We start from the raw sequence: 13,745 nt of genomic DNA on the forward strand, positions 1-13,745 counted from the left end.
AGGCGCAGTTCGTGCGCCTGCGGCAATGATTCGACGGCCAGGATGATGGGCCGGGGCGGTGACCGGGGATGAACCCCTGATGCCACGAACACCGGACGCCGTACCCCGGAAGAAACGCCCGGCGCGGCAGCCCCGGGAGGAAGCCCTCGGCGGCCTAAAGAAGCCGCACGCCGCGCCGTCAAACAGGAAACGGCCGCCGGCTCACCAGGCCTTGAGCTTGCTGCGCAGCCGGCTCACCGCCTGCGTATGCAGCTGGCACACGCGCGACTCGGTCACGTTCAGCACCGCCGCGATCTCGCGGAAGTTCATGTCCTGCTCGTAATACATGCCCATCAGGAAGCGCTCGCGCTCCGGCAGTTCGTCGATCGCGGCGATCAGCGCCTTGCGGAAACGCTCGTCGCGGATCTGCTCGAACGGGTCGCCGGCCTTGTCGGGGCAATGGCGGTCGAGGTAGTCCTCGTCCTCCTCGTCGCCGCTGAAATCCTCGATGTGCACGAGCTGGAGTCCGCGCGCGTCGGCCAGCATCGAGTGGTACTCGTTGATGTCGAGGCCCATCTCCTTGGCGATCTCGAGTTCGGTGGGCGGGCGCTGGAGCTTCTGCTGGAGCGCGTGGATCGCCGATTCGATGCCGCGCTGGTTCTTGCGCACGCTTCGCGGGAGCCAGTCGGCGGCGCGCAGTTCGTCGAGCATCGCGCCCTTGATGCGCTGCGTGGCGTAGGTCTCGAACTGGGCGCCCTGGTTGTCCTCGTAGCGGTTGACGGCGTCCATGAGGCCGATGAGGCCGGCCTGCACGATGTCGTCGAGCTCGACGTTGGCCGGCAGCTTCGCCAGCATGTGATGGGCCATGCGCTTGACGAGCGGCGCGTACTGCTTGATCGCGGCCTGCTTGTCGAGTTTTCCTGTGGTTGCGTACATCTTTAGGTTCTCCGCGTCAGGCCAGATTCATGCTGCCTGCCGATGCCGGGATCGGGAATTCGGCCGGACACCATTCGTGCACCGCCGTGCGCAGGCGCGCGGTCAGCGCGCTGCCCGGGTTGCGCCGGTCCTCGCTTTCCGGCAGGGCCAGCCCGAAGGCCAGCGGCAGGTCGAGAAAGCGGTCGGCGGTGGCCGCGAGCCGTTCGTACATCCGGCGGCCGGCAAGCTCGTCGCGCGCGAAGGCGGCGATGCGAAGGTTGGACCCGTGACCTGCTCCCGCGACGGCCTTGATCCGCGAATAGGCTTCACGGATCGAGCCCGGATCGTCGTGCACGGCTAGCACCAGGTCGCCATTCGCTTCCATCAACTCGGCTGCAAGCTCCAGCGACTGCGTATTGATTAGAAGCCAATCGGGGGGTTCGGCAAGCGCCAGAAAGCCGCCGAAAAGATCGGCTATTTGCGCCTGCCCGGCCGCGACATGGGCCAGGAACACATCGGCGCCGTCGCGCATCGACAGCAGGGCCAGGCGCTCGCTCGCGCGCACCACGGCCTCGGCGAATTCCAGCTCGCCCGACAGCAGGTCGGCGAGGTCGCCGCGCTGGCGGCGCTGGAAGCGCGTGAACATGTCGGGCGCCGCATGGTCGAGCACGAGCACGTCGCCCTCGTCTGCAAGCGTTTGCGCGATCCAGCCCGCGAGCCGGCCGGAGCCGACCACGGGCAGCACGCGCATCGTGCGGTGCGCCGGCTCGAACAGCTGGCGCAGGCCTGCGGCCTGATCGAAGCCACTCATCGCGTCACGCATGGGCGGGACCGGCCGGGCCGGCGAGCATGTCGGGGCCGCGATCGACATAGGTCATGCCGACCTCGTCGTCGTTGACCCGAAAGGGGCGCGCTGGCGCGTGCGCCAGCGCCCTCATGACGAGCGAGCCGGCCGAGGCCGGCGTGATGTCTTCCGGCACGCGCTGGCCGGTGGTCTCGTAGTACAGCGGCAGGCGGTGGCGGATCAGCACGTCGAGCGCCTGGCCGAGGCGCACGGCCTCGTCGGTCTTGGTGAGCACCGCGCCGGCGAAGTCGGCCACGGTCTTGCCGTTGGCCGCCGTGGCGCCGGCCACGCGGTAATGCGCGACCACGTCCTCGAGCGTCTCGGCATGGGCGGCGGCGTTGAGCACCAGCAGGCGCTTGATGGCGCCGGCGCCCACGGCGCTGAGCAGCTCGGCCACGCGCTCGTCGCGCTGGCCAAGGCCGAGGGTGTCGATGAGCACGAGCTTCTTGCCGGTGAGGCCGCGCAGCACGCCGAGCAGGCTCTCGCGGTCCTGCGCCGTGTGCACCGTGACGCCGAGGATCTTGCCGTAGATGCGCAGCTGGTCCTGGGCGCCGATCCGGTAGCTGTCGATCGTCACCAGGCCGACGGCGTCGCGGCCGTACTTGGCGGCGCAGCGCGCGGCGAGCTTGGCGACGGTGGTGGTCTTGCCCACGCCGGTGGGGCCGACGAGGGCGTAGATGCCGCCGCTGTCGACGAGGTCGTGGGCCATGCCCATGACGTGCAGGTTGCGCTCCAGCACGGCGCGCGCCCAGCCCCGGGCCTGTGCCTCGTCGACGAGCTGCTCGGGCAGACGCGCGGCGAGATCACGCGCGAGCAGCGGCGAGAAGCCGTCCGCCAGAAGCATCTTCTGCATCGACGCGGCCACCGGACGGCGGCGCTGGCGCTCGTTGAAGGCGATGGTGTCGAACTGCGAGGTCATCCAGCCGCGGATCGAGTCGAACTCGTTGCGCAGCTCGGCGCGCAGGTGGTTCTGGAGTTCGCGCTTGAGATCGGCGCCGAGTTCCTCGCGCAGCGAGGCGCTGAGCTTGTCGCGCAGCGCGTCGGCGAGGTCGATGGCCGAGAGGTCGGGCACGGGCAGCGCGCTGCCGGCGGGCAGGCTGAGATCGGGCGCGGCGGCCTGGAGCGCGGCGGCCGACGAGATGGGGCCGTCGGCATGCAGGTCGGGCAGGTCGTCGTAGAGCGGCTCGGGCTGGGACCGCGCGACCGGCTCGGGCGGGCGGCGCAGGAAGGCGGGCGCGAGCGGCGACGGCTGGCCGTCGCGCATCTCGCCGTGCAGCGGCCGGCGCGGCAGCGCGGGCTGGGTGACGGTGGGCGGCTCGGCATGGCGCAGCGGCACCGGCTCGGCACGCATCGGCTCACGCCGGACCGGCTCGTGCCGCATCGCGTCGTGGCGGGCGGATTCGTGGCGCGGCGGCTCGTGGTGCACGGGTTCGTGGCGTGCCGGCTCGGGCGCGCGGCGCGCGGCGGCGGCCGGCATGGCGGGCGCCGCCGGCGCGGCATGGCGCGCGGGCTGGGGCGGCATCGGCGCGTGGGCCGAGGTGTGGGTGAGGTTGCGCTGGGTCTGGCCGAGGTCGCCCCGGGTCTGGGCCAGGCCGGCCTGGGTCGCGGCGAGATTGGCGCGGGTCGCGGCGAGCGCGGGCTGGGTCGCGGTCGGGTCGGCTTCGCCGCCGGGGCGGCGCAGGTAGTCGAGAAAGGGCACGGGCGCGCCCTGCTTCGGCGCGCTGGCGCGCGGCTCGGTCTGGCGCACGCGCTCGGCGAACGGTGCGCGCGGCGCGGCACGCGGATTGCGGATGATGCTGGGCAGCGCCTCGTCCTCGTCCACCGGCACGGCCGGGCGCGGCTGTCCGCCCGCGCGCGGCGCGCTGGCCGTGGCCGGACGCTGCGGCGCTGCGGCGCGCTGCGGAGCGGCCGGCGCTGCGGCGCGCTGCGGAGCGGCCGGCGCCGCGCCACGCGCCGCGCCCTTGCCGGCGGTGAGCTGCGACAGCTCGGCCTCCGACGCGGCCACCACCTCGACGCCCGAGCCGGTGCGGCGGGTCGAGATGACGACGGCGTCATCGCCGATCTCGCGGCGCGCTTCCATCAGCGCCTCGCGGCTGGTGGCACCGAAGAATTTGCGGAGGCTCATGAGTTAGCTCCAAGGATGGCTTGCACGCGGATCGAGTGCGATTCTGGGATTTCTGCATGGGCGATCACGCGCAGGCGCGGCGCAAGGCGGCGGAACAGGCGGGCCAGCGGCTGACGGATCGCATCCGGAACCAGCAGCGTAGCGGGTTGGCCGATGGCTTCCTGCTTTTGCGTGACGTCGCTGGCATTGCGCAACAGTGCCTCGGCCAGCCCGGGTTCGAGCCCGATCGGCTCGTTGGGGCGCTGGTTGCCGAGGGCGTTGGCGAGCACGCGTTCGAGTTCGGGCTCCAGCACGATCACGCCCAGCTCGCTGGCGTAGCCGTAGATCTGCTGGACGATGGCCGGCCCGAGCGCGACGCGCACCGAGGCGACGAGTTCGGACGGGTCTTGCGTGCGGGCGCCGGCGTCGGCCAGGGTTTCCAGGATGGTGCGCAGGTCGCGGATGTGCACGCCCTCCAGCAGCAGCCCCTGCAGCACCTTGTGGAGGATGGCGAGCGGGACGATCTTGGGCACCGTGTCCTCCACCAGCTTGCCCACGGTCTTGCCGATGTGGTCGAGCAGCTGCTGCACCTCGCCGCGGCCGAGCAGCTGGGCGGCGTGCATCTGGAGCACATGGTTGAGGTGGGTGGCGGCCACGGTCGAGGCATCCACCACGGTATAGCCCGACACCTGGGCCGCGTGCTTGTGCGAGTTGTCGATCCACACCGCCGGCAGGCCGAAGGCCGGGTCGGTCGTCATCGTGCCGGGCAGGCGGGCGGTCACGCCGCCCGGGTCGATGGCGAGGAACATGCCGCTCACCGTCTCGCCCTCGGCCACGGTCGCGCCCTTGAGCGTGATGCGGTACTGGTTGGGCTTGAGGTCGAGGTTGTCGCGGATGTGCACGGGCGGCGGCAGGAAGCCGATTTCCTGCGCGAACTTCTTGCGGATGCCCTTGATGCGCTTGAGCAGGTCGCCGTCCTGGCTCGCGTCCACCAGCGGGATCAGGCGGTAGCCGACTTCGAGGCCGAGCATGTCCACCGGCTCCAGGTCATCCCAGCTCGCCTCGCTGCCGGGCTGCACCTCGGGCACGGGCAGCTCCTCGGGCGCGGCGGCCGCCGTCTTCTGCTGCTTGTCGAGCCACCAGGCGAAGTAGCCGGCACCGGCCGCCATCAGCAGGAAGGGGATGTGCGGCATGTTGGGAATGAGGCCCAGCAGCGCCATGATCGCGGCGGTGATCGCCAGCACGCGCGGCATGTTGAACAGCTGCTGGATCATCTGCGCGCCGACATCCTCGCCGGTGCCCACGCGCGACACGATCAGGCCGGCCGCGATCGAGATGATGAGCGACGGGATCTGCGCCACGAGGCCGTCACCGACCGCGAGCAGCACGTAGTTCTCGCCCGCCTGCCCGGCGCTCAGCCCGTGCTGGACCATGCCGATGACGAGGCCGCCGATGATGTTGATGAACAGGATCAGGATGCCGGCCATCGCGTCGCCGCGAACGAACTTCGACGCACCGTCCATCGAGCCGAAGAACTCGGCTTCCTGCGCCAGCTCGGCGCGGCGCTTGCGCGCGTCGGCCTCGCCGATGAGGCCGGCGTTCAGGTCGGCGTCGATCGCCATCTGCTTGCCGGGCATCGCGTCGAGGGCGAAGCGCGCCGACACCTCGGCGATGCGGCCCGCGCCCTTGGTCACGACCACGAAGTTGATGACCACCAGGATCACGAACACCACCAAGCCGACCGCGAAGTTGCCGCCGACGAGAAAGTGCGCGAAGGCGTCGATGACCTTGCCCGCCGCGTCGGGGCCGGTATGGCCTTCGAGCAGGATCTTGCGGGTGGACGCGACGTTGAGCGACAGCCGCAGCAGCGTGGTGATGAGCAGCACCGTCGGGAAGGCGGCGAACTCCAGCGGCTTGCGCGTGTAGGCCGACACCAGCAGCACCACGACCGACATCGCGATGTTGAAGGTGAAGAACAGGTCGAGCAGGAAGGCCGGCAGCGGCAGCACCATCATCGCCAGCACCAGCACGATGAAGATCGGCGCGGCGAGCGCCTTCACGTCGATGCCGGTGGACTTGAGACGGGCGATGAGGTTCATGGGTTGGGCGGTGAGTGCTGCCGGATGGCGCAATGCCCCGGCCTGACGAAAGCCATTCTCGAAAACCTTAGGGTTCGGCAAGCGGGGATTAGCGGCAGTAAGGCGCGCCTTATCCCCCGCCCGTCCGGAGCGGGCCCTGCCGGCCCGCGCCCTGCGCCGACGAACCGATGAACGCGACTTGCGCGGCAAACAACGGGCTGTTTTCCCGAACAGCCCCTGTCGGCCGGCGGGACACTCGCGGGCACAAGAGGGCAGTCCGCCCCTTTCCAACAACGCAGAGAACCAACGATGCTCAGCAGCTTCCTGCTCCCGGGCGAACGCGCCATGCAGCGCGTGCGCATGCCGGTCAAGTTCGCCCTCGTGTGCGCAGCCTTCCTGATCCCGCTCGGTCTGTTGTTCTGGTTCTACCTGGACCGCGCGCTGGCCGACATCAACACCACCGACCACGAAGCCGCCGGCTCCGCCTATCTCTCGGCCGCGCTGCCGGTCGTGACCGCCGTGCAGGAGCATCGCGGTCAGGCACTGCTGGGCCTGCTCGGCAAGCGCGACAACGCCAGTGCCGACGCCGCCGCGCGCACCATCGACCAGGGGCTCGCCAGCCTCGCGGCCCTGATCGAGAAGGACGGCAATGCCATGGGCGCGCGCGCGCCGCTCGACGCGCTGCGCAACAGCTGGAACGCGGCCCGTGCTGCCACGACCAACGACCCGTCCCTGATCACCGCCGCCTACGCGCCGGTGCGCACCGGCATCGGCCAGCTGCTCGACACCGTCAACGAGAAGTCGACCATCGCGCTCGACCCCGACGCCGACAGCTACTTCCTGAGCCAGTCCGTGTTCGTGCGCGGCTGGGCGGCGCTGAACGCGCTCGGCCCCCTGCGCGGCTACGCGGCCTGGACCGAGCACTCGCCCGACGATGTGACGGCACGCGCGCGCACCGCGCAGTTCGGCGCCGTGGCACGCGCCGAACTCGAAGCGCTCAAGAGCCAGTACGCCCAGTACACCGCCGCCAACCCGGCCTCGGCCGCCCGGCTCGACGCGAGCGGTCTCGACCTTGCGCTCGACTACGCCACCCGCATGATCGAGCACGCCCAGCACCCGCAGCCTGGCAACACGGTGTACGCCGATGGCAACCGCGCGATCGACGGCGTCGTCAGCTTCATCACCGGCGGCACGGCCGAGTTCGGCCGGCTCATCCAGGCGCGCCAGAACAGCAAGGTCGAAGGACTGACGGCCGTGATCCTGCTGGTGGCGGTGTCGCTGCTGGTCGCGGCCTATACGCTCACGACCTTCTACCGCTCGTCGGTGCGCGGCTTCGATGCGATCAGCACCCGCGTCGGCCGGCTCGGCGAGGGCGACCTCACCGAAACCTTCCCGGCCCGCGGCACCGACGAGATCGGCAGCACCATCGAGGCGCTGCGCGAGCGTGTGATGTCGCTGCGCCAGATCATCCACGGCGTGCGCGACGCGGCCGATTCCATCTCCACCGCGAGCGAGGAGATCGCCTCGGGCAACCAGGATCTGGCCCAGCGCGGCTCGCGTCTGGCGGCGACGGTGCAGGAGACCGCCGCCTCGATGGCGGCGCTGAACGAGACCGTCGCCCGCAGCCAGCAGAACGCCCGGCACGCCTCGGAACTCGCGGGCAGCGCCATCGGCACCGTCGAGCGCTCGGGCGCGGTGGTGGGCAAGGCGGTCGAGACGATGGGCCGGATCACCGGCTCGTCGAAGAAGATCGGCGAGATCATCCAGGTCATCGACGGCATCGCCTTCCAGACCAACATCCTCGCGCTCAATGCCGCGGTCGAGGCCGCGCGCGCGGGCGAGCAGGGTCGGGGCTTCGCGGTCGTGGCCAGCGAGGTGCGCAGCCTGGCCCAGCGCTGCGCCACCGCCGCGCGCGAGATCAGCGCGCTCATCGCCGAGTCGATCGACACCATCGAGACAGGCGCGCGCTACGTGAACGAAACCGGCCGCACGATGAACGACGTGACCAGCGCGGTGCGCAGCGTGGCGACGCTCATCGGCGAGATCGAGCAGGTGACCGAGGGCCAGGTGTGCGAGATCCGCCAGATGGCGGACGCGATGCAGGCGATCGACCAGAGCACCCAGCAGGACGCGGCCCTGGTCGAGCAGACCGCCGCCGCCGCCAGTTCGCTCAAGGACCGCGCGTCCGAGTTGGCGGACTCGGTGCGGGCCTTCCGCGTCGCGCCCTGACGGGCGGCGCGGGCACCGACCGGCGGCGCTGCCGTCGGGCCACCGGCGGTGCCGGCAGCCGGGCGCGCGGGCCCGGGCGCGGCGGCAAACCGGCCGCATCAATCGGGCAACACGCGCCGGGCACATAGCGGGCTGACGAATCCCGAGGCCCGCCAAGATGCCCAGCCCATCCTCCCCACGCCCGCGCGACACCCGCGCGACCGCCCTCGCCTTTCCGCCATCGGCCGCGCCCGCCCCGGCCGCAACGGCCCGGCCACGCCGGCGTCGCCTGCCGGTGCAGCTCGCGCTGGCGAGCGCGATCACCGCGCTCGCCAGCCTGCTCGGCGGCTGCCTTGAAGTGAGCGAAGGCAGCTACACCGTCGGCGGCACGATCACCGGCCTGAGCAGCGCCGGCCTGGTCATCGCCAACGGCAGCGACACGCTGTCGCTGTCGGCCGGCGCCACCAGCTTCACCTTCTCGGAAGAGGTGGACGTGGGCGACACCTGGGCCGTGAGCATCAGCACCCAGCCCGACGGCCAGACCTGCTCGGTCGGCAACGGCAGCGGCACCATGGGCACGGCCAAGGTGAGCGACGTGGTCATCACCTGCCGCGCCTACGTGGCGCTGGTGGTCAACTCGGGCGACGCGACCGTGAGCGGCGCGAGCGTCAACGACGACGGCACGCTCGCCACGCCGGTCGGCAACAGCGCGGGCAGCAAGCCGGGCGGCATCGCCTTCTCGCCCGACGGCCAGTACGCCTGGGTGACGAACACCGGCTCGGGCTCGGTGTGGAGCTATTCGGTCGCCGCCGACGGCACGCTCACCAAGCTCGGCAGCGTCACCACCGGCAGCGCGCCGGCGGGCGTGGCCGTCGCGCCCTCGGGCGATTACGTTTACGTCGCCAACGGTGGCGGCACGACGATCTCGCAGTACGTGGTGGGCGACAGCGGCGCGCTCACCGCGCTCAGCACCGCGACCGTCAACTCGGGCAGCCAGCCGACCGCGATCGCGGTCACGCCCAACGGCGGCCATGCCTATTCGGTCAACTCGGGCGCCAACACGATCACGCAGTACTCGGTCGGCTCGTCCGGCTCGCTCTCGACGCTGGGCACGGCCACGATCGCCACCGGCTCGACGCCGGTAGCGGTGGCGGTGCATCCCTCGGGCATCGCGGTGTACGCCGTCAACTATGCGAGCCACAGCGTGTCGCAGTACACGCTCGGCAGCACCGGCGCACTCACGGCCATGAGCAGCGCGACGGTGTCGGCGGGCACCAATCCGGTGGCGATCGCCGTCAAGCCCGACGGCAAGTACGCCTGGGTCGCCAACAGCGGCAACGGCAGCATCACGGCCTACAGCGTGTCGAGCGCCGGCGTGCTGACGGTGGCGGGCACGTATTCGGCCGGCTCGTCGCCGACCGGCATCGCGGTGAGCCCGGACGGGCAATGGCTGTACGTGAGCAACGGCGGCGACGCGACGGTGTCGCAGTACGCGATCGGCAGTGGCGGAAAGCTCACGGCGCTCGACACGGCGACGGTGACGGTGGGAGCGACGCCGGCGGCGGTGGCGGTGCGCTGAGGCGACGTGACGGGATCGACCGCGTGCGGCGATGAAGGCGCGTGCCGGGGCGGGCTCGGCTAACCTGCGCGGCCCGCCCTCGACCGTTCGCCGCCGATGATCGCCCTGCTCCGCTCCGCCGCCTTCGCCGACCCTCCGCCCACCGCGCCCGTGCCGTCCCGCGCCCCCGCGCCATGCCGCGCGGCCGGCGCCGTAACCCGCGCGCTGACAGCGCTTGCAGGCGCCGCGCTGCTCGTGCTGGCCGCGCCAGCCGCGGCGCGCGACGCGGGCGCCGCAACCGGCCCGCGCGCCGCCGCGGCGTCGCGCGACGAGGCGGCGACGGCGCGCTACTACGCCGCGCTCGTCAACGCCAGCCCGCAGCGGCTCGCCGAACTCACCGCCTTCACCACCCAGCTGCCCAAGGGCGGCGACCTGCACCATCACTACTCGGGCGCGCTCTACGCCGAGACCTATCTCGACTGGGTCGGCAAGGCCGGCGCCTGCGTCTGGCGCGACGACGTGCCGGGCGTCGCGGGCGCCCAGCGCTTCCACATCGCCACCGCGCCGGCCACGCTGCCCGAGACCGCGCGCGAGCACTGCCTGAGCGCCGACAAGGTCATCGCCGACGACCGCTTCTTCCGCCAGCTGCTCATGACCTGGTCCGACAAGGACTTCGGCAACCATCCGCATGACGCGCTGCCGCCCGACGAGCAGTTCTTCGACACCTTCGGCTACTTCGGCCCGATCTCGGGCTGGTCCTACCGCGACGGCCTGGCCCAGCTGCGCCAGCGCGCGCTCGACGAGAACGTGCAGTACCTCGAAACCATGCTGCGCAGCGGCCCGAAGCTCGGCGCCGCCTCGGCCGACGGCCCGCACCAGCAGGCGCTGATCGACCGCATCAGCGCGCTCGGCCCGGCGGCCGACGAAGGCGAGCTGATCGCCGCGCTCGCCGCCCTTGCCGACGCGGTCGAGGCCGACCCGGCCAACCGCGCCACGCTCGACCACTACCTCGCCCAGCTCGCCGAGGCGCATGCCGGCCTCGACGACGAACGCTTCACGCTGCGCTTCCAGACCTATGTCACGCGCGGCAACCCGGCCGGCGACGTGTTCGCGAGCCTGCTCGGCAGCTTCCTCGCCGCCAAGGCCAGCCCGCTGGTGGTGGGCGTGAACATCGTCGGCCCCGAGAACGGCCATGTGGCGATGCGCGACTACGCGCTGCACATGCGCATGTTCCGCTTCCTCGGCCAGCGCTATCCCGGCGTGAAGCTCGCGCTGCACGCCGGCGAACTGGTGCTCGGCATGGTGCCGCCCGAGGGCCTGCAGGACCACATCCGGCAGGCGGTGGAAGTGGCCGGCGCGCGCCGCATCGGCCACGGCATCGACCTCGCGCACGAGCGCCGCCCCTGGGAACTGCTGGACGAACTGCGCGCGCGCCAGGTCGCCATCGAGATCAACCTCAGCAGCAACGACTTCATCCTCGGGGTGAAGGGCGAGGCCCATCCGCTCGTGCTCTACCGCCGCGCCGGCGTGCCCTATGTCATCAGCACCGACGACGCCGGCGTGTCGCGCAACAACCTGAGCGGCGAGTACGCACTGTTCGCGAGCCGCTACCGGCCCGGCTATGCCCAACTCAAGCAGGCCGCGTATTCGAGCCTCCGCCATTCGTTCATGAGCGAGGCCGACAAGGCCGAGCAGCTGCGCCGGCTCGACGCGCGCTATGCCGCCTTCGAGGCGAGCGTCGCGCGGGCGGCGCGCCGGCTCGATGCCGGCGGCGCGAAGGCGCGCTGAAGCCGCGCGCGATCTGCAAAGGCTTGCAGCCGGCTCAGGCAGCCGCGGCCTTCGCCATTTCCTTCTCCAGCGGATCCATGCCCGGCGGCACCGGCACCTCGCCCAGCTCGCCGGCCGCGATGCCGTGCCGCAGGCGGTAGACGTAGGCCAGCACCTGGGCCACGGCCGAGAACAGCGCGCCCGGAATCTCCTGCTCCAGCTCGGTGTTGGCATAGAGCGCGCGCGCCAGCGGCGGCGCCTCGACGATGAGCACGCCAGCCTCGTCGGCGATCTCGCGGATGCGCGCGGCCGTGATGTCCACGCCCTTCGCCACCACGGTCGGCGCGCCGGTCTGACCTTCCTTGTACGACAGCGCGACCGCGTAATGCGTCGGGTTCGTCACCACCACGTCGGCGTTCGGGACCGCGGCCATCATGCGGCGGCGCGCCATCGCGCGCTGCTGGGCGCGGATCTTTCCCTTCACCTCCTGGTTGCCCTCGGACTCCTTCATTTCGTCCTTGATGTCCTGGGCCGTCATGCGCAGGTCGCTCGCATGCTTCCACCACGCGAGCGCGCCATCGGCCGCGCCGATGCCGATGAGCGGAAAGATCAGCAGCAGCAGCGCGCCGCCGAGCCGATCGGCGCCCGCGCCGATCGCCGCATGCACCTCGCTCGCGGCGAGCGCGGGCAGCTCGCTGAAGCTGCCGCTCGAATAGCTGAGCGCGACCGCGCCGACGAGCACCACGGCGAGCAGACCCTTGCCGACCTGTGCAAACGTATGCATCGAGAACATGCGGCCGATGCCGTTGACCGGATTCATGCGGTCGAACTTGACCCCGAGCGGCTTGGTCGTGAAGTTCCAGCCGCCAAGCGCAAGCGTGCCGATCAGCGCGCCGACGAAGGCAACGGTCATGAGCGGCGCGAACACGCCGAACCCTTCCAGCGCGACGTTGGCGAAATGCCGGGCCATGGCCGACGGATCGCCGATCGCGCGCCGCTCGATGGTGAGGCCGTGACGCAGCACCTGCTGGGCGCCGCGCGCCAGCTCGTCGGCGGTGAACAGCAGCGTGGCGATGCTGCCGCCGAGCATGCCGAGCGTGGTGAGTTCGCGGGCGCGCGGGAGGTTGCCTTCCTCCCGGGCGTCGGCAAGACGTTTCTGTGATGCCGGTAGTGTCCGGTCTTCCTTGTCGCTTTCGGCCATGGCGGCTCGCTTCGCTGATGTGTGCGGGCGAGTGTGGCGGCGGCGGGGGCACTGGCATCAGCGGATGAACGGCCGGCAGGCAGGGGTGCTTCGGCATTCTGGCGCCGGCGGGCTTGCACGGGCCGGGGCCGGACGCGGGAAACTGGCGCGGTCGGCTGCGCCGACTGCCCTCGCGCGGCACGGCGCCGCCGGCCCGGTCCGCCAACTCGCCTTGCGCCCCAGGCGCAAGGCTCAGACATGCGGTGCCACGCCGTTCCCGCCTCCAAAAGCAGAACGCCGGCATTGCAATCGCTTGCAACGCCGGCGCCCTGGTTCCGCCATGACCATCCCGCGCCGGATCGGACCCGTGCTAGAACCCGAGCGAGTCGAGCAGCGAGTCCACATCCTCCTGCCCATGCGCGACATCGGTGCGGCTCTTGTCCACCACCGGCCCTTCGAGGAACTCGGTCTTCGCCTTCGCGCGCTGGTCGGGCGGCGTCGTGTCGAGCAGCAGCTGCACGAGCTGCGACTCGATGCTGTGCGCCAGATCGGCGATCTTCTTGATCATCTGGCCCGTGAGGTCGTGGAAGTCCTGGGCCATCATGATCTCGGTCAGCCGCTGCCGCGACACCTCGCTGTGCGCCTGCACCGCGAGCGCGAACTCGTGGGCCTCGGCACGCAGGCTCGGCACCTGCATCGAGCCGAGCTTGTTCGCGATGTCGTTCGCGCGCTCGCCGATCTGCTCTTCCGCCGCCATGCCCTCGTCCACCGCGCTCAGTACCCTGTCGGCAGCCTTGCCCGTGAGGTCGGCGATGTACGACAGCCGGGCACGCGCGTCGGGCAGCGCGCCCACGGCGGTCTCGATGTTCTGATCGTAGCCCAGTTCGCGCAGCGCGTCGTGCAGCTTGCGCGTGAGCTGGCCCACGCGCACGAACACGTCGTAGTTGCCCGGATCGTCGGACGCGCCGCCGCCATCGCTGGCCGGCACGGACTCCGCAGCAGCGGCTGCCGGCACTTCGGCCGTGCCCGGCTCGACAGTGATCTCGCCGCTCGCAACCGCGTCGAACAGGGAGTCGATATCCACATCATTCGGTGACATGCGCTCCTCCCGG

General features: G+C 71.2%; 9 protein-coding genes. 3 read left to right on the forward strand and 6 right to left on the reverse strand.

What is annotated here, in order from left to right; genetic code table 11:
* Positions 1-201: 201 nt before the first annotated feature.
* Genes H566_RS0119745 through flhA form a run of 4 tightly spaced genes read right to left on the reverse strand, consistent with a single transcriptional unit; the run spans position 202 to position 5,974 of the window.
* Positions 202-915, reverse strand: a complete 714-nt coding sequence (locus tag H566_RS0119745; RefSeq protein WP_028312791.1) for an RNA polymerase sigma factor FliA — start codon at positions 913-915, stop codon at positions 202-204.
* 16 nt (positions 916-931) lie between these two features.
* Complete coding sequence (locus tag H566_RS0119750) at positions 932-1,705, reverse strand: P-loop NTPase family protein (protein ID WP_156924508.1); 774 nt, start codon at positions 1,703-1,705, stop codon at positions 932-934.
* Between the two features lie 4 nt (positions 1,706-1,709).
* Positions 1,710-3,863, reverse strand: coding sequence for a flagellar biosynthesis GTPase FlhF (flhF, locus tag H566_RS0119755; RefSeq protein WP_028312793.1), 2,154 nt, complete (start codon positions 3,861-3,863; stop codon positions 1,710-1,712).
* On the reverse strand, positions 3,860-5,974 hold the full coding sequence (gene flhA / locus H566_RS0119760) for a flagellar biosynthesis protein FlhA (protein WP_425387962.1): 2,115 nt from the start codon (positions 5,972-5,974) through the stop codon (positions 3,860-3,862). Before flhA ends, flhF begins: the two co-directional genes overlap by 4 nt.
* Positions 5,975-6,229: 255 nt before the next feature.
* Here flhA and H566_RS0119765 point away from each other — a divergent pair, with 255 nt between their 5' ends.
* From H566_RS0119765 to H566_RS26560, 3 genes are all read left to right on the forward strand, one after another.
* Positions 6,230-8,149 carry a methyl-accepting chemotaxis protein gene (locus tag H566_RS0119765; RefSeq protein WP_028312795.1) on the forward strand — a complete coding sequence of 640 codons (1,920 nt, stop codon included), beginning with the start codon at positions 6,230-6,232 and terminating at the stop codon, positions 8,147-8,149.
* 157 nt (positions 8,150-8,306) lie between these two features.
* Positions 8,307-9,707, forward strand: a complete 1,401-nt coding sequence (locus H566_RS0119770; RefSeq protein WP_084545311.1) for a lactonase family protein — start codon at positions 8,307-8,309, stop codon at positions 9,705-9,707.
* Between the two features lie 96 nt (positions 9,708-9,803).
* Positions 9,804-11,474 (forward strand): amidohydrolase family protein, encoded by a 1,671-nt coding sequence (locus tag H566_RS26560; protein WP_084545312.1) that lies wholly within the window; start codon positions 9,804-9,806, stop codon positions 11,472-11,474.
* A gap of 34 nt (positions 11,475-11,508) precedes the next feature.
* Here the strand turns inward: H566_RS26560 and flhB are convergent, their stop codons facing one another.
* Both flhB and H566_RS26565 read right to left on the reverse strand, forming a co-directional pair.
* Positions 11,509-12,654: a flagellar biosynthesis protein FlhB gene (gene flhB, locus H566_RS0119780; RefSeq protein ID WP_028312797.1), complete on the reverse strand. Its 1,146-nt coding sequence runs from the start codon at positions 12,652-12,654 to the stop codon at positions 11,509-11,511.
* Positions 12,655-13,003: 349 nt separating this feature from the next.
* The gene (locus tag H566_RS26565) at positions 13,004-13,732 is read right to left on the reverse strand and encodes a protein phosphatase CheZ (RefSeq protein ID WP_051379042.1); all 729 of its coding nucleotides are present in this window, start codon (positions 13,730-13,732) and stop codon (positions 13,004-13,006) included.
* Positions 13,733-13,745: the final 13 nt, after the last annotated feature.

Source organism: Derxia gummosa DSM 723, from assembly GCF_000482785.1.
Classification (GTDB): Bacteria; Pseudomonadota; Gammaproteobacteria; order Burkholderiales; family Burkholderiaceae_E; genus Derxia; species Derxia gummosa.

Excerpts from the sequence above, each read along its gene's own strand:
- H566_RS0119770 (WP_084545311.1), top strand. The coding sequence starts at position 8,307 with ATGCCCAGCCCATCCTCCCCACGCCCGCGCGACACCCGCGCGACCGCC.
- H566_RS26565 (WP_051379042.1), bottom strand. The coding sequence starts at position 13,732 with ATGTCACCGAATGATGTGGATATCGACTCCCTGTTCGACGCGGTTGCG.
- flhF (WP_028312793.1), bottom strand. The coding sequence starts at position 3,863 with ATGAGCCTCCGCAAATTCTTCGGTGCCACCAGCCGCGAGGCGCTGATG.
- H566_RS26560 (WP_084545312.1), top strand. The coding sequence starts at position 9,804 with ATGATCGCCCTGCTCCGCTCCGCCGCCTTCGCCGACCCTCCGCCCACC.
- flhB (WP_028312797.1), bottom strand. The coding sequence starts at position 12,654 with ATGGCCGAAAGCGACAAGGAAGACCGGACACTACCGGCATCACAGAAA.
- H566_RS0119765 (WP_028312795.1), top strand. The coding sequence starts at position 6,230 with ATGCTCAGCAGCTTCCTGCTCCCGGGCGAACGCGCCATGCAGCGCGTG.
- H566_RS0119745 (WP_028312791.1), bottom strand. The coding sequence starts at position 915 with ATGTACGCAACCACAGGAAAACTCGACAAGCAGGCCGCGATCAAGCAG.
- H566_RS0119750 (WP_156924508.1), bottom strand. The coding sequence starts at position 1,705 with ATGAGTGGCTTCGATCAGGCCGCAGGCCTGCGCCAGCTGTTCGAGCCG.